This is a genomic window from Asaia sp. SF2.1, assembly GCF_000505765.1.
In the GTDB taxonomy this organism is placed as follows: domain Bacteria; phylum Pseudomonadota; class Alphaproteobacteria; order Acetobacterales; family Acetobacteraceae; genus Asaia; species Asaia bogorensis.
On record NZ_AYXS01000001.1, the window covers coordinates 475178 to 491723 of the forward strand.

General features: G+C 61.6%; 13 protein-coding genes and 1 other RNA gene. 13 read left to right on the top strand and 1 reads right to left on the bottom strand.

The window, feature by feature from the left end; genetic code table 11:
• The first annotated feature begins 201 nt into the window (after nucleotides 1-201).
• Together zwf and P792_RS22750 are read left to right on the top strand one after the other, a co-directional pair.
• The gene (gene zwf, locus P792_RS22745) at nucleotides 202-1671 is read left to right on the top strand and encodes a glucose-6-phosphate dehydrogenase (protein ID WP_023977556.1); all 1470 of its coding nucleotides are present in this window, start codon (nucleotides 202-204) and stop codon (nucleotides 1669-1671) included.
• A 9-nt stretch (nucleotides 1672-1680) separates the two neighbouring features.
• Nucleotides 1681-2154 (top strand): hypothetical protein, encoded by a 474-nt coding sequence (locus P792_RS22750; protein ID WP_023977557.1) that lies wholly within the window; start codon nucleotides 1681-1683, stop codon nucleotides 2152-2154.
• 27 nt (nucleotides 2155-2181) lie between these two features.
• Here the strand turns inward: P792_RS22750 and P792_RS22755 are convergent, their stop codons facing one another.
• Nucleotides 2182-3162, bottom strand: coding sequence for an alpha/beta hydrolase (locus tag P792_RS22755; RefSeq protein WP_051395772.1), 981 nt, complete (start codon nucleotides 3160-3162; stop codon nucleotides 2182-2184).
• A 289-nt stretch (nucleotides 3163-3451) separates the two neighbouring features.
• Between P792_RS22755 and rnpB the strand changes: the two genes are divergently transcribed.
• The 11 genes from rnpB (at nucleotide 3452) to murG (ending at nucleotide 16544) form a co-directional block, all read left to right on the top strand.
• Nucleotides 3452-3848: RNase P RNA component class A (gene rnpB / locus P792_RS35760), an RNA gene on the top strand.
• Between the two features lie 422 nt (nucleotides 3849-4270).
• Nucleotides 4271-4741, top strand: coding sequence for a division/cell wall cluster transcriptional repressor MraZ (gene mraZ / locus P792_RS22760; protein ID WP_023977559.1), 471 nt, complete (start codon nucleotides 4271-4273; stop codon nucleotides 4739-4741).
• On the top strand, nucleotides 4738-5739 hold the full coding sequence (gene rsmH / locus P792_RS22765; protein WP_023977560.1) for a 16S rRNA (cytosine(1402)-N(4))-methyltransferase RsmH: 1002 nt from the start codon (nucleotides 4738-4740) through the stop codon (nucleotides 5737-5739). The genes mraZ and rsmH overlap by 4 nt, the downstream gene beginning before the upstream one ends.
• Nucleotides 5736-6749 carry a hypothetical protein gene (locus P792_RS22770; protein WP_023977561.1) on the top strand — a complete coding sequence of 338 codons (1014 nt, stop codon included), beginning with the start codon at nucleotides 5736-5738 and terminating at the stop codon, nucleotides 6747-6749. Before rsmH ends, P792_RS22770 begins: the two co-directional genes overlap by 4 nt.
• A 130-nt stretch (nucleotides 6750-6879) precedes the next feature.
• Complete coding sequence (locus tag P792_RS22775) at nucleotides 6880-8910, top strand: penicillin-binding protein 2 (RefSeq protein ID WP_051395774.1); 2031 nt, start codon at nucleotides 6880-6882, stop codon at nucleotides 8908-8910.
• A gap of 4 nt (nucleotides 8911-8914) precedes the next feature.
• Nucleotides 8915-10378, top strand: coding sequence for a UDP-N-acetylmuramoyl-L-alanyl-D-glutamate--2,6-diaminopimelate ligase (locus P792_RS22780; protein WP_023977563.1), 1464 nt, complete (start codon nucleotides 8915-8917; stop codon nucleotides 10376-10378).
• Nucleotides 10375-11751 (top strand): UDP-N-acetylmuramoyl-tripeptide--D-alanyl-D-alanine ligase, encoded by a 1377-nt coding sequence (gene murF / locus P792_RS22785; protein WP_023977564.1) that lies wholly within the window; start codon nucleotides 10375-10377, stop codon nucleotides 11749-11751. The genes P792_RS22780 and murF overlap by 4 nt, the downstream gene beginning before the upstream one ends.
• Nucleotides 11751-12842, top strand: coding sequence for a phospho-N-acetylmuramoyl-pentapeptide-transferase (gene mraY / locus P792_RS22790; protein ID WP_023977565.1), 1092 nt, complete (start codon nucleotides 11751-11753; stop codon nucleotides 12840-12842). Before murF ends, mraY begins: the two co-directional genes overlap by 1 nt.
• Nucleotide 12843: 1 nt before the next feature.
• A complete protein-coding gene (murD, locus tag P792_RS22795; protein ID WP_023977566.1) occupies nucleotides 12844-14211 on the top strand; it encodes a UDP-N-acetylmuramoyl-L-alanine--D-glutamate ligase in 1368 nt (455 codons plus the stop codon).
• Between the two features lie 27 nt (nucleotides 14212-14238).
• Nucleotides 14239-15432, top strand: a complete 1194-nt coding sequence (locus P792_RS22800; protein ID WP_023977567.1) for an FtsW/RodA/SpoVE family cell cycle protein — start codon at nucleotides 14239-14241, stop codon at nucleotides 15430-15432.
• Entirely contained in the window at nucleotides 15429-16544 is a 1116-nt protein-coding gene (gene murG, locus P792_RS22805; RefSeq protein ID WP_031239967.1) for an undecaprenyldiphospho-muramoylpentapeptide beta-N-acetylglucosaminyltransferase, read from the top strand. Before P792_RS22800 ends, murG begins: the two co-directional genes overlap by 4 nt.
• Nucleotides 16545-16546: the final 2 nt, after the last annotated feature.

The window sequence follows — 16546 nt, forward strand, 5'->3', positions numbered from 1 at the left end:
AGAACAGCCACAGATGCACGCAGCAGGATTTTGCAGGCACTTGCGAAGAACGGCGGCTTATCGCGCCGGTATAGGCCGGGTCAACGCATATTGCGAGGGAACGACCGGCCATCTGGCGGCTTTGCTTTGCTACCTTTACCCCGTCCGGGCACGCATGTCATAAGACCGCACTGCCCCACCCAGAACCGGAGAGCCAGGAAGATGACCAACTGCCACCAGGTCGCCCCATTCGACTACGTCATTTTCGGCGCCACCGGCGATTTGACCATGCGCAAATTGCTGCCCGCCCTCTATTACCGTCTGACCATGGGACAGGTGCCGAATACGGCCCGCATCATCGGCACGGCACGCTCCCCGCTCAAGCGCAGCGAGTACCAGACGCGTGCACGCGATGCGCTCAAGCGCTTCGTCAAGACCGATGATTTCGACGAAGACACGATCGATCGCTTCCTGGACATGATCCATTATGTCAGCCTCGACGGCTCCAAGCCCGACAGCAACTGGGCAGGTCTGCGTGAGGTGCTCAGCCACAAGGCCGAAGAGCATGTGCGTGTGTTCTATTACGCCACGGCCCCTGACCTCTACGGTGCAATCTCGAAGAACCTGAACCACGAAGGGCTGATCACCGATGACAGCCGCGTTGTGCTGGAAAAGCCGATCGGCATTGACCTCAAGACTGCCGAAGAGATCAATGAAGGCGTTGGTCAGTATTTCAAGGAAAGCTATGTTTTCCGCATCGATCATTATCTGGGCAAGGAAACGGTCCAGAACGTGATCGCCCTGCGCTTTGCCAACCCGCTTTTCGAGGCGGTCTGGTCGGGTGAGCATATCGAGTCCGTGCAGATCACGGCAGGTGAACTCGTCGGCGTTGAAGGCCGCGCTGCCTATTACGACAATTCCGGCGCCCTGCGCGACATGGTGCAGAACCATCTGCTGCAGGTGCTTTGCCTAGTCGCCATGGAAAAGCCGGACTCCCTGCAGGCCGATGACGTGCGTGACGCCAAGGTGGCCGTCCTGAAGTCGCTCGTGCCGCTCGATGCCAGCACGCTGCCCACCAGCACGGTGCGTGCCCAGTATACGAAGGGCCACAGCAAGGGCGCGACTGTCGATGGCTATCTCGACGAGCTCGGCCATGACAGCAACACCGAAACCTATGTTGCCCTGCGCGCTGAAATCGACAGCCCGCGCTGGAAGAACGTGCCGTTCTATATCCGCTCGGCCAAGCGCCTGAAGGCTAAGGTCAGCGAGATCGTAGTGACGTTCAAGCCGTCCGCCACCAAGCTGTTCCCCTCCCAGCCGGAGAAGAACGTGCTGGTGATCCGCATCCAGCCGGATGAGGGCGTGTCGTGGCAGTTCAACGTCAAGAACCCGCTCGATGATGATTTCGGCCTGTGGGAAACCAACATGGACGTGCATTTCGAGCGCGAATTCTCGGTCCGTTACCCCGATGCCTATGAGCGCCTGCTGCTCGATGCCGTACGCGGCTATCCTGTGCTCTTCATCCGTCGTGACGAGGTCGAGGCTGCATGGAAGTGGGTCGCGCCGGTTATGGATGCCTGGGCAAAGAACGAGGTGCCGATGGCGCATTATGCGGCAGGCAGCTGGGGCCCCGAGGAAGCGCGTCAGATGCTCGCCCGTGACGGGCAGGTCTGGCACGAAGATATGGAATAAGGCATCCCCTTGGCCTCTGAACCCAAAACACCCTCACTGCCCGGCGCGCCCAAACTTGGTTCGGGCCGTCGCAAGCCCCGCACCCTCAAGCAGCATCTGCTACGCCGCCTGATCGTGCTGGTACCCGCCTCGCTTCTGGCCATTCTCGTCATGAAAATGGGGTGGCTGGATCAGGCGGCGGACAAGATCCAGTTCGATCGTCTGGCATGGTTCGACAACACGAAGCTGGTCGAGCATCTGCGCGTCATGGTCACGCATAATGGTATGACCGACGTGCCTGCTAAATGCCTCGTGCCCATTCTCAATGGCAATGATCCGCCAGATGCAACACGCATCGATTTCATGCAGCGCAGCAATGATGGCTGTCCCGGCAAGCCGGGCACGTTTGACCGCTTGTTCACCATCAAGGTCAATCGTGCCGATCGCATGTTGGCAACCGACCAGGGTACACCCGGCCGGTTCCATGCCATGTCGCAACAATAAAGAAAGCCGGGCCCTGAGCCCGGTTTTTTATTGCGCCTTTCTGTACCGGGCGAATTGCGCGCGCAGATACGCCCCGCCAAGCCGCAAGGCGCGCCGCCCTTCGACCACGACAGCATAGAAATTGAGAAAGCCATGAATGGCTTTTGCACAGCAGACAAGGCGCACTCGTACTCCCGCCTCACGCAGCAGCGTGGCATACAACTCGCCCTCACCTCTCAACGGATCGAACCCGGCCGTCACGATCATGGCGGGAGGCGCCGCTGACAGATCATCTGCGAAAACTGGCGCAAAATCCGGGTCGAGCATGTCACGGTCCTGCCGGATATACTGCCGGCCATACCAGTCGAGCAGACGCGCCGTGAGCATAAACCCTTCCGCGTAGACAGCGCGGCTTGGAGGTGACCAGAGGCCCGAGACCGTGGGGTAGTAAAGAAGCTGGGCGACCACGCGCCGCATGCCTTCCACTCCCGCACGGCGAGCGAGCACGGCTGCCAGATTTCCGCCCGCGCTGTCGCCACAGACAGCGATGGGCAGGTCACGCATCCCGGCCTGTTGATCGAGCCATTTCAGGGCCGCCCATCCGTCCTCGACGGCCGCCGGATAGGGATGTTCCGGGGCCAGCCGGTAATCCAGCGACAAAACCATCGCGCCTGCATGGCGCGCGAGACGGCAGCACATGCCGTGATGCGACACCAGATCGCAATGGACAAATCCGCCACCATGCAGAAACAGGATGACGCCCGTCACCTTGCCTCTCGGGCGATATAACCTCGCCGGACGCACATGCTCGCCGCATGGGATATCGAGACTCCGCCACGACTTTATCTGCAAGGCAGAGAGAGCCTGCGGAAAGCTCGGCATGCCCGTCATGCGGCGCAGGGCAGCGAGCGATTCCGGGGTCAGGTAGTCTGGCATGGGCAGACCATCACGCCCTTTTGCGGCGCGCTTGAGCCATGAAAGGAAGATCCTGTAGGGCAATCCGGGACGAGCAACGGGCAAATCAGTCATGAACTGACCCTAGCACAGGATGCCTGCATGTAGCCGGACTTCAATCAACAGCCCCTAGCGCGACAAGCTTCACTCTCTCGCGAAAGACGATCACACGGATAATCGGGATGAGGCGGATATTCCCCTCACGGCGCCATGATATGGCTCCCCCGCTCTTCATGCCGGGTGCAGTACCTGCCAGAAGCCGCCTCGATTTCAGGTATCGTATGCTGGTTGCGTGAGCCGGAAGTGGACAAAAAGCACGGTGTCACGCTTGACCCACTCGCCCCGTTGGGTCAGGTTGCGCCCGTCAGACGGTCGGGCGATCGCTGTTGCGCCGGTGAGAACCGTCGTGATGGAGGAAAGTCCGGGCTCCACGGGAGAACGATGCCGGCTAACGGCCGGCGGGGGTGACCCTAGGGAAAGTGCCACAGAAAACAAACCGCCTGCCCGGCCCTCGGGCTGCAGGCAAGGGTGAAACGGTGCGGTAAGAGCGCACCGCTCCTTCGGTAACGCGGGAGGCAGGGCAAACCCCATCGGGAGCAAGACCGAATAGGAATGGCGGATCCGTCCCTCGGGATGGGATCAGAGGCTCTCCCGCCTTGTCATTCGGGTTGGTTGCGTGAGGCCGGTTGCAAGACCGGTCCCAGAGGAATGATCGCCCCGCTTTCAGCGGACAGAACCCGGCTTACAGACCGTCTGACACTTAGATACCGGCCAAGCTTGCGGCACCAATACCGGCATTACCGAAGAAATATCCCGAAATAGTCGGATGATGTAAATAAGCGCCAAATATACGCTATCTTTTACGCTTTTCGCCCCAATCATGCCGCAATCGCCGCGCGGGCCGCCACAATAGGAACATAACAAAAACGCCTTATCGATGAATTGATTCATAGGTCTTTGATTTCGGTGCAGAACATATCAAGAACACTCATCTTTGCTCTGTTTAAAAAACTTGGAAATTCCGCCGTTTCTTGTTGCGAATTGTTTGACGTCCCATGAATTCCCATGATATCCCAAACTTATCCAAGCGGTTTTTTCGACATGACGCTCGAAGTCCTGTCCCGTGTCGGGTCCGAAACATCTGCGGCAATCACTCCAGGACGAAGGGGAGGCATCGAACGGCGTGAGTGTGTTCCTCGGCACGCATCAGAACCGCTTCGACGCCAAGGGCCGCGTGTCCATTCCGGCTTCCTTTCGTGCGGCCCTCAGGGCTCAGGCGCAACCCGATGAAAGCCTTGTGATACTCCGCCCGTCCCATCTTCACCCCTGCATCGAGGCGTGGCCCAGCGCTGCGTTCGCCACGCTGGCAGGTCCGGTGGAATCGCTCGATATCTTCTCTGACGATCATGATGACCTGGCCGCCAGTCTCTACGCCGACGCCTACCCGATCGACGCCGACAAGGAAGGTCGCATTATCCTGCCAGACGTCCTCAAGCGTCACGCCAATCTCGTCGACGAAATCTCCTTCATGGGTCTGGGGCGCGTGTTCCAGATCTGGGAGCCCGAAGCCGGCGCCAGGCGTCGTGAGGAAGCGCGTGCGCGCGCTCGACGCATGACCAGCCGCCCCGTCACGCAGGGCGAGGTGGCGTCATGAACGCCCTTGCACCGCTTGCCATGCTGACCCGCCACGACCCCGGTCATGTGCCCGTGATGCTGCCAGAGGTACTCGATGCGCTCGCGCCACGTGATGGCGGACGTTATGTCGATGGTACATTTGGCGGTGGGGGTTATACGCGCGGCATCCTCGCGCGTGCGGCCTGCACCGTGTGGGGAATTGATCGCGACCCGACGGCTATTGCCCGTGCTGCCGACCTCGCCGCAGAACTGCACGCTCATGCGCCGGGCCGAGCCCTTGTGCCTGTCGAGGGCACATTCGGCGCCATGGCCGAGCTTCTGAATGATGATGCGCCGTTCGATGGCATCGTGCTTGATATTGGCGTCTCATCGTATCAGCTTGACGAAGCCGAGCGCGGCTTTTCTTTCCGCCATGACGGTCCGCTTGACATGCGCATGTCCCGTGCCGGTCGCTCAGCTGCGGATCTGGTCAATGAAGCGGATGAAGCCGAGCTGGCCGATATCATCTATCACTATGGCGAAGACCGCATGGCACGCCGTATCGCCTCGGCCATCGTGCGTGCGCGCCAGGAAGAGCCGATCCGCACAACGGCGCGCCTTGCGGATATCGTGCGTAGCGTCGTGCGCCCTGACAAATCTGGCATCCATCCCGCCACGCGCAGCTTCCAGGCGCTGCGTATTGCCGTCAATGACGAGCTTGGCGAGCTACAGCGTGCGCTGGACGAGGCCCCCGCCCTTCTGGATGAAGGCGGAAAACTGGTCGTGGTGACCTTCCACTCCCTTGAAGATCGTCTCGTCAAGCGTGCCTTCGCGCAGGCTGCCGGACGGGTAAGCCGCCCATCACGCCACGAGCCCATGGCCGAGCGTTTCGTCACGCCCGACTATGTTCTGCCCCATACCCGCCCCGTTCTCGCCTCTGACGAGGAAATCGGACGCAACCCCCGCTCGCGCAGTGCCAAGCTGCGCAGCCTCCTTCGTACCGCACCATCAGCCTCTGTTAGGGGGTCTTCTTCATGATCCGGCCGTTTACTATTCTTTGCGCGCTTCTTGCTGGTGGTTCGGGAATGTTTCTCTATACGAAGAAGCATGAAACAACGGTCCTGGACCAGAACATCACATCTGTTGTCCAGAAGACCGAGCGCGTGAGACAGCAAACCGCCATGCTGCGCACGCAATGGGCCCTTCTGAACCAGCCGGATCGCCTGAGCGCGTTGTCATCGCGCTTTCTGGGTCAGCTTCATCCGATGGCACCCACGCAATATGTGCGGCTTGCCAGCATGATCGAAACGCTGCCTGCGCCTTCCACCCGTCCGGCCTTTCATGATCCGCGCGAAAGCCTGAGCATTGCGGTCTCACAGGCACCGACGGCGCCTGTCGCTCGTGTCTCCGATCCCGCCCCTGCCCCCGCAGCGTCGGCACCCAAGGTCAGCAGCCCCAAGGCACAGGCCCCACGAGACACTGCGGCTCTCATAGCGAGTGCCGAGCCTGCTCACCATCACGCGCCGGTTGTAACACCCTCTGTCGCACCCCCGGTGGTGGCACCACGCGTCATGGTCGCATCGGTGACGCCGCGCGTGGCTACAGCAGCACGTCCGGCACCTTCTGCGCCCCATGCAGTTCGAACCCAGAACGTTTCCTCGCGCCCGGCCATCGAACTCGCGCAGGAAACTCCGCGTACCCATGTCGTGTCTGACGAACTCGGCCAGAGCGGCCGTCACAAATCACGCTATGGTGCCGTAGTCCATGCGTCGCCACGCGATGCCGCTGCCCGTGACACTGCAACCCAGTCAGGCGGCGAGTCCGACCTTGCCGTGCGTCTGGCCAGCTTTCGTGGCAATCGCCCGCAGGCGACGCCCGCGACGTCATGGCACAGCGCACGTGAGGCGGCTTCTCATACCGCGCACAACAGTCATGACATTGCCATGCAGTCTCCAAAGCCGCATCATGTGCAGAGCGATTCCGGGTCTTCATCGGCGCTGGCAGGCTATAGTGATGCCTTGCCGCCCCCGACCCCACTCGCCAACTGAGCGGATATGAAAGCGGCTGAGCATGGCTGGCAGGACACCCCCACCCTCTAACAGGTCGGGCCATAGCAGCGGCGCATCGTCTCGCGCCGAGGGAAAGACCACAAAGAGGGTTCGGGCCTCGCTCGACCAGATGCATACGCGACTGATCGGCGTGGGGCTCGGCTTCATGCTGCTTTTCAGCCTTGTCGCGGCCAAACTCAGCCTTGCCACCGTGTTCATGCCCATGGCGCCCGAGAAGCGCCAGATTGCCTCCCAGGTTCCGGAAATCCCCAAAAGCGATCCCAAGGGTCAGGTTGCCGGTGACTTCTCGCTCCCCGACGTGCACCGCGCCAGCATTGTCGATCGCAATGGCCAGACGCTTGCCCTGTCCCTGCCTGTAGCGCAGGTCTACGCGAACCCCATGGAACTGATCGACGCGGCAGACGCAGCAAAGAAGCTTAAGAGCGTGCTTCCGCAACTGGATGAGGCGGAAACCACACGTCGACTCTCGCTGAAGAAGCAATTCGTCTATATCGCGCGTGACATCTCGCCGGTGCAGGAAATTGCGATCAACAATCTTGGCATCCCCGGCATCTATTTCGAGGCCAGTGAGCGGCGTCATTATCCGCTAGGGCGCACCGCCGCTCAGATTCTGGGCGGCGTGGATATTGACGATCATGGTGTGGCTGGCGTCGAACGCTACTTCAACGAGCGCCTCAACAAAGATCGTACCCCACTGCGCCTGTCGCTTGATGTGCGTATCCAGGCCGTGGCGCGTGAAGTGACCCAGGCGGCAATGGATGAGTTTCAGGCCATCGGTGCGGCTGCCATCGTCATGGATGTGAATACAGGCGAGATCATCTCCATGGTCAGCCTGCCTGACTATGATGCCAATGAATTCGGCCATGCGCCTGCCGATGCCCGTTTCAACCGCGCTGTCACAGGCATGTATGAGCCTGGCTCGACCTTCAAGCTGCAGACAGCGGCCATGGCCATCGAATACGGTGTTGCCCATATCTGGGACCGCTTCTCGACCATTCCCATCCATATCGGCCGGTTCACCATCTCTGACATCAAGACCGATCATTTCGCCCCCTGGCTGGCACTGCCTGATGTTCTGGCAAAATCCTCCAACCCGGCGGCTGCGCATATCGCGCTCGATGTGGGCGCGAAAAGGCAGCAGGACTGGCTGCGGACGATGGGGTTCTTCAACCGTGTGCCCATCGAACTGCCTGAAGCAGGCCGCCCGATCGTGCCGTCTTCGAAGAACTGGGGCATATCGACCGTCATGACGGTCGGGTTCGGTCATGGCGTTGCCGAGCCACCGCTCTCGATCGTGCGCGGCACGGCGGCGACAGTGAATGGCGGCATCCTGATCAAGCCAACCCTCCTCGCCCGCGAGCAGGATGATGGCACCAACGCCGCGACGGACCAGACACCGGGAAATGCCTCACCTCCGCCCACAGGCAACGCCGGATCGCAGGATGGCGCGCTGAACACGGCCCCTGCCACCGCGCAACCCTCTCATGCGCCTGTCGTCCCCGCCGCATTCAAACCGGATGCTGACGCCAGCAGCGATGCCCCTGCACCGCCGCCCATCCCTCAGGGTGAGCGCGTCGTGTCAGAGGAGAATTCAAAACTTATCCGCAAGATGCTGCGTCTCGACGTGACACAGGGTACGGCACGTAGCGCCGAGGTGCCTGGCTACTTCGTGGGCGGCAAGACCGGCACGGCAGAAAAGGTCGGCCCCAATGGTCGTTACCTCAAGCACGTCAATATCTCGGCCTTCACCTCCATCTTCCCGATGAACGCGCCGCGCTATGCCGTGTACGTCATGCTCGACTCTCCGCATCCTACGCCCAAGACACATGGCTTTGTGACCTCAGGCTGGAATGCGGCGCCAACCACCGGCAAGCTGATTGCGCGTATCGGCCCGATGCTCGGCCTGTTTCCGGACACCAGGAACGCTGCCCGTATCGACGCCGAGATGGCCATACCGCTTGAACCTGGTATTCCCGCCGGGCGTCGCGCTCTCGGGCCGGGTAATGATCCCGGCGACCCGCGTATTGCCGCGCAGAAGGAAGAAGCCGAGAAGAAAGCTGCCAAGGCTGCCGAGAAAGCGGCGAAGCTCGCTGCCAAAGCCGCCGATCGCGCCGCGCACCACATTCCCGAACGAGGCTGAGCCCATGCGTCTTTCCGAGATCCTGAAGCGGGCCGGACTAACGGTCCCGCCTCTTGTCGTTGACCCTGAAATTCATGGCATCACAGCGGATAGTCGTGCGGTGCGGCCGGGTATGATCTTCGCCGCCCTGCCCGGCGTTGCTGTCGATGGCGCGACGTTCATTCCGCAGGCTCTCGCACAAGGTGCCTCGGCCCTGCTGGCCTCAGACGCGGTCACCCCCGCTTTTTCCGTGCCCTGCGTCTCATCGCCCTCGCCTCGCCATGCGCTGGCGCTCACGGCAGCCGTCCTTGCTGGGCCCCAGCCAGCCTATATCGCTGCAGTGACGGGAACAAACGGCAAGAGCAGCACGGCAGATTTCCTGCGCCAGCTCTGGTCCATGAACGGCGAACCGGCTGCCAGTATCGGCACGCTTGGGCTGATCAGCGACATCCCGGTCGAGGCCCCGCCGCCACTTACGACGCCAGACGCCGTCTCGATGGCCCAGACACTGGCTCAACTCAAAACCGCAGGGATCGACCATGTCGCGCTGGAGGCCTCGTCTCACGGTCTCGACCAGCATCGTCTGGATGGCGTGCGTCTCGGCGCGGGCGGGTTCTGCAATCTGACGCGCGACCATCTCGATTATCACGGGACGATGGACGCCTATCGCACCGCCAAGTTGCGCCTTTTTGCCGATCTGTTGCCCGAAGGGGCTATTGCCGCCTTCAACGCGGATATGGATGCGCAAACTGTCATGGCCCTGCGCGATCTGGCGCAGGCACGACGCCTCAAGCCGCGCAGTGTGGGCGAACAGGGCGAGACGATCCGTCTGCTGAATGCCACCCCGTTGCCGCATGGTCAGATTGTCTCCCTCGCCCTGTTCGGTGAGAAACTGCCCGACCTCACTATCGGGCTGACGGGCCGCTTTCAGGTCGATAATGTGCTTCTGGCGGCATCGATGATCTGGGCGCAGGACGATCAGGCACGGGGTATTCTCGACCTCATCCCCCATCTGCAAGGCGTGCGCGGTCGTGCTGAACTGGCCGTGACGCTGGATAATGGTGCCGGTGTCTATGTCGATTACGCCCACACCCCCGACGCGCTGGATCATCTGCTGCACAGCCTGCGCCCTCATGCGCAGAACCGCCTGATTGTCGTATTCGGTGCCGGTGGGGACCGTGACCGGGGCAAGCGCCCCCTCATGGGAGGCATCGCTGCGAAACTGGCCGATCTGGCGATTGTGACGGATGATAACCCGCGCGGCGAGGATCCCGCCTCAATCCGCGCCGCCATCCGTGCCGCCTGCCCTGATGCCCTGGAAATCGGGGACAGACGCGCGGCCATTGCCGCTGCCCTGTCCGAAGCCAGACCGGGTGATGTGGTGGTCGTGGCGGGCAAGGGCCATGAAAGTGGACAGACCGTGGCTGGTGTCACGACCCCGTTTGACGACCGTGCGGTGATCCGCGAACTGGCCGGGGTGCCGGCATGACACCGATCTGGACCAGCGCCGAGCTTCGTGAGGCCACGTCAGGGCAGCTGATTGCCGATGTTGCCGTGACCGGTATCTCCATTGATACCCGCACGCTGGAACCGGGAGACCTGTTCATCGCCCTCGTGGGCGATACCAGCGACGGCCATGCCCATATCGCGACGGCACTGGAGAAAGGCGCGGCCTGCGTTATGGTTCACAGTGCGTCAGGCAGCGACGACCCGCGATTGCTGCATGTGCAGGACACCATGCAGGGGCTACGCGCCTTGGCACAGGCCGCACGGGCGCGTTTCACCGGTGTGATGATCGGTGTGACGGGATCGGTCGGCAAGACCACGACCAAGAACATGCTGCATTGCGCCCTCTCGGCGCTCGGGCCGACCCATGCGGCAGTCGCCTCCTACAATAATCACTGGGGTGTCCCCCTGACGCTCGCCCGCATGCCGCGCGAAGCTGCATTCTGCGTGGCAGAAATTGGCATGAACCATCGTGGCGAGATCGCTCCGCTGGCCGGTATGGTGCGCCCCCATGCAGCCGTCATCACCACCATAGGCAGCTCGCATCTGGGTTATATAGGGAGTGTCGAGGCCATTGCAGAGGAAAAATCCGACCTGATCCGCGCCCTCAGTAACGCTGGAGTGGCGCTGGTTCCAGACGATACAGGCCTGGACGCCGTTTTCGAGGATGCTGCCGCACAGGCCGGGTGCCGCCTGGCCCGTGTCGGTCTGGGCGAGAACGCCGATTATTGTCTGACCGGGGTGCAGACCGCGCCAGAAGGCTCACAATTCACGCTCGGTTGTCGTGACGGAATGAGTTATGCGGTGGCGCTTGCTGCACCGGGAGCCCATCTCGTTCGCAACGCAGGCATGGCCCTTGCGGCCCTTCAGGCGCTCGGCCTGCCTCTTGCCCACCCCATAGCGGCTCTGGCCGCGTGGCGCCCCGGCGCGGGGCGTGGCCAGGTTCAGCCTATCTTGGCCGGTCAGGCTGCCCTGCTGGATGAGAGCTACAACGCCTCGGTCCTTTCCATCCGTGCAGCGCTGGAGACGCTCTCTCTCGTGCCGGGCCAGCGAAAAATCGCCGTTCTGGGTGATATCCGCGAACTGGGTGACTTTGCCGAGTCAGAGCATCTCTCACTCGTGCCGGATGTCACAGCGAACGCCGATCTGGTTTTTTGCTGCTGCCCGCATATGCGCCATGTTTTTGACGCTCTTCCCGAAGAAAAGCGTGGCGTCTGGCAATCAGACGCGGCATCTCTCGCCCCCTTCGTCCAATCCAATCTGAAAGCCGGTGACGTGGTTCTCGTAAAAGGCAGTCTTGGCAGTCGCATGCGCGATATTGTCACCCCTCTTCTTGCAGGGGGCGTGCAGGCCTGATGCTGTATAATCTTATCGCCATCCACGACACGACTCATGGCGGCTTCTTCAATCTGTTCCATTACCTGACATTCCGCTCAGGCGGCGCATGCCTGACGGCTTTCGTCATTTCGCTGGTTTTCGGGCGTCCCTTTATTGCGCAGCTCAAGCGTATCCAGCGCGAGGGGCAGCCCATTCGCACACTCGGCCCGGAACGCCATATCCTCGAAAAAGCCGGCACCCCCACAATGGGCGGCATGCTCATCCTGATCGCGCTTTTTGCTTCCACCTTGCTCTGGGCCGATCTCACGAACGGCTTCGTCTGGGCCGTCATGTTCGTGACAGCCGCTTTCGGTGCGGTAGGGTTTGCGGATGACTATCTCAAGCTGTCGCGTCGCAACACGGCAGGCGTATCCAAGCGAGCCCGATTGGGGAGCGAATTCGCTGCCTCGCTGATTGCCGGCTACTGGATGGAAAGCCTGATGCCGCCCGAACTGCGCAATATGGTGGCCTTTCCGTTCGTGAAAGACTTCCTGCTGCCGCTCGGCTTTGCCTTTCCGCTTTTTGCCATGCTCACCATGACCGGGTTCGGCAATGCGGTGAACTTTACCGACGGCCTCGACGGGCTCGCCATCGTGCCTGTCGTGATCGCTTCGCTGGTGTTCGCGCTGATCGCCTATCTGGTCGGCAATCGCGTTTTCGCCGATTATCTGCAGCTCCACCTTGTCCCCGGCACCGGCGAGCTTGCGGTTTTCTGCGCGGCGCTTATCGGCGCAGGGCTCGGCTTTCTCTGGTTCAATGCGACCCCGGCCGATGTGTTCATGGGCGATACGGGCTCACTCTCGCTGGGTGGCGCTCTGGGCGCTGTCGCGGTAGCGGTCAAGCATGAGCTGGTGCTTTGCATCGTGGGCGGGCTTTTCGTGGTCGAGACGCTCTCCGTGGTCATTCAGGTGTTCTGGTACAAGCGCACAAAAAAGCGCGTCTTTCTGATGGCCCCGCTGCATCATCACTTCGAAAAGAAGGGGTGGCAGGAGCCCAAGATTGTCATCCGGTTCTGGATCGTGTCCATCCTGCTCGGCCTGGCTGGCCTTGCCACGCTGAAGCTGCGCTGAGATGACGGGTCGCCCCTTCCCCTCCGATCTGTTTGCCGGGTCGCGCTTTGCTGTGGTCGGCCTTGGCCGCAATGGCCATGCTGTCGTCAAGGCCCTGCTTGGCATGGGGGCAGAAGTTCAGGCCTGGGATGACAAATCACCCCCGGCCCCTGATGCTTATGGGGCGCAGGGCGAAAATAGCCGCTTTACCGCAGCCCCTCTGGAGGACCTGACGGGGTTCGAGGCGCTGATCCTCTCACCGGGCATTCCTCACAGGCTTCCGAGCCCTCACCCCGTCGCCGTCAAGGCACGTGACGCTGGCGTCCCCGTTCTGTCCGATGCCGAAATCCTATATCGTGCGGTGCGCAAGGCGGGCTCGAAGGCCCGTTTCGCCTCGATCACCGGGACGAACGGCAAATCCACGACGACTGCCCTGCTCGCCCACATGCTTGATAGAGCCGGAGTGCCCGTTCTGGCCGGGGGCAATCTCGGTACGGCCTCGCTTGCCCTGCCGCTCCTGCCGGATGACGGCGTGTATGTCATCGAGATGTCGTCCTATATGCTGGAGCGTCTGGACCAGTATCATGCTGCGACAGCCTGCCTGCTCAATCTGACGCCGGATCATCTGGACCGTCACGGGGATATGGCGGGCTATGCCGCAGCCAAACGCCACGTTTTCGATAACATGACCCCGGGTGATCTCGCTGTGGTGGGCATGGATGACACCTACACACGCGCCGAGGCATCAACGCTGATTGCCGAGGGTCTGAACGTCGTCACGATCTCGGTTCATGATGAAACGCTTATCGCGCCGGTTGCGAAAGCCCTTGAAGCAGCGCCCGCCCTGCCCGGCGCGCATAATCTGCAGAATGCTCTCGTGGCACGGGCGATGGCAAAGCATCTGGGGCTGGACGACCGCGCCATCGAAACCGGCCTGACCACCTATCCGGGCCTGCCGCATCGTCAGGCGTTGGCGGGCGTCGTTGATGGTATCCGTTTCATCAATGACAGCAAGGCGACCAACGCCGAAGCCGCCGAAAAGGCGCTGCTCTGCTATGACAAGGTCATCTGGATTGCGGGGGGTACGGCCAAATCGGGTGGGATCGAGGCACTGGCGCCATTATTCGATCGAATTGCCAAGGCTTTTCTGATCGGCCGCGACGCGCCCATCCTGCAGGCCACTCTGCTGGCCCACGGGGTTGCCACTGAAATCAGCCAGACTCTCGATGTTGCGACATCGGCGGCGCTGAAGACTGCTCGCGCGCTCGATGCCCCGGTTGTTCTGTTGTCGCCTGCCTGTGCAAGCTTTGACCAGTTTGCGAGTTTTGAAGCGCGCGGCGCGTCTTTTATCGATATCCTGACTCGTCTCAGCGATTCAGAAACGCCCTGATCCGAAGGGCCGAGGGGTTAGGGAAACATGGCAGGGCTTTCACGTGTCGATACGTCCCGCATAGGGCGCTGGTGGCGCAATGTGGATCGCATCACCTTGTGCTGCGTCGGGGTGCTGATTGCTTTTGGCTATGTCCTGATGCTGGCCGCCAGTCCTGCCGTCGCCGTGCGCATTGGCGCCTCACGCGAGATGTTCATCCTCAAACAGGTGATCTTTTTGCTTCTGGCGGGTGGGGTCGTGCTGCTTGTCTCCGGCCTGTCGCGTGAAGCGGTCAAACGCCTCGCGCTCATCGGCGGTGTCATTGCGTTGGCGGCTACTTTCATGACGCTCGTTCATGGCGTCGAGATCAAAGGGGCGCGGCGCTGGATTGCGCTGCCCATGATGTCGGTCCAGCCCTCCGAGTTCCTCAAGCCGTTCTTTGCAGTGGTGACGGGATGGCTGCTTGCCGAGCAAAGGCGGCGGGTCATTTTCGGCTCGGTGCGTTTCCCTGGCATGCTCATCGCCTTCGGTTGTTTCGGGCTTATCCTGCTGCTGCTCAAGTCACAGCCTGATATCGGCATGTTGTCGGTCATCACGATGGTCTTTTTCATCCAGCTTTTCGTGAATGGCCTGCCCATCATTTTTGTTGGTGCTGGCGTAGGAGCCATGATCGCGGCGTTTGCGGGCGCCTATGTCGCGTTTCCACATGTGCGCTCGCGCGTGGAGCGCTTCCTGCACCCCAATGTGGGCGACCATTATCAGATCGACACCGCGCTGCGTGCCTTTGGCAATGGCGGCATGATGGGGCGTGGCCCCGGTGAAGGCCGGGTGAAGGATCTGCTGCCAGACGCCCATGCCGATTTCGTCTTTGCTGTGGCTGGCGAGGAGTACGGGCTGTTCATCTGCCTCTTCATCATCCTGATCTTCACAGTCATTGTGGTGCGCACGCTGCTCAAGCTCATGCGCGAGAGCGACCCGTTCGTGATCACGGCCGCGTCGGGGCTGGTTGCCGGCTTCGGGCTGCAGGCCTTCATCAATATGGGCTCGACCTTGCATCTGATCCCCACCAAGGGCATGACGCTGCCCCTCATTTCCTATGGTGGCTCCTCGGCCATCTCCATCGCCCTCACCCTTGGCATGGTGCTGGCCCTGACACGCCATCAGGTTTCGGCCAGCCCCATCAGTTCGCACTATGCCGGTCAGGGGCACTGGACGTCGCTTCGTGAAGGATCCAATTCGTGAAAAGCCCCATCGTGATTGCTGCCGGTGGCACAGGCGGCCATTTCTTCCCCGCTGAGGCGCTCGCGACCGAACTTGCGGCACGCGGGCATGATCTGGTCCTGATGACCGACAAGCGAGCCGGTAAGAGAACGAGCGGTATCTTTCAGGACAGGCCGCAATATGTGCTTGATGGCACAGGTGTGGCTGGCAAGGATATTGCTGCCAAGCTCCGCGGTGTGACTTCGCTTCTGCGTGGTGCCTGGGAGGCCCGCAGCCTGCATAAACAGATCGCGCCCGTCGCCGTGATCGGCTTTGGCGGCTATCCGTCGGTGCCCCCCATTCTGGGCAGTCGTCTTCTGACTGGCGGACGCAAGCCGATCGTGATCCTTCATGAAGGCAATGCCGTGCTCGGGCAGGCCAATGCCCTGCTGGCCCGCTTCGCCAGCGCCATCGCGACATCTTTCCCCACCGTCGCCCGTCTGCCGCTTGGGCTGCGCACGGCCCTGACCGGCATGCCGGTGCGGCCCGCCATCGAGGCGCTGCTCGATGAGCCCTATACTCCGCCCGAAGAGGCAATCAATCTCCTGATCTGGGGTGGGTCCCTGGGCGCCAGGGTGTTCTCGACCACCATGCCCGCCGCTCTGGCCCAGTTACCCGCAGGGTTCCGTGCCCGTCTGCGCGTGACGCAGCAGGTGCATGCGAAGGACATTGCCGAAACACGCGCCGCCTACGAGGCCGCAGGAATAGAATGCACACTGGCGCCGTTTTTCAGTGATGTCGCCACATTGCTTCGGCAGGCGCATCTGGTGATCGGGCGCGCCGGAGGCTCCTCTGTGGCAGAGCTTACCATTGCGGGTCGTCCGTCCATTCTCGTCCCCCTGCCCATTGCTGCGTCAGACGAACAGGGCGCCAATGCCATACAGCTCGTCGATGCTGGCGGTGCCTGGATGTTTCGCCAGAAGGACTTCACCCCCGAGGCGATATCAGCCTTTCTTGGCACCTTGCTGAATGACCCCGAACGTCTGGCGATGGCGGCGAAGGCCGCACGCGGTTTTGCCCATCCCCACAGCGCCAAACTGCTGGCCGACCTTGTCGAAGCCCGCATTTCGGACTACCGCTCCCCTGTTTCGTGATG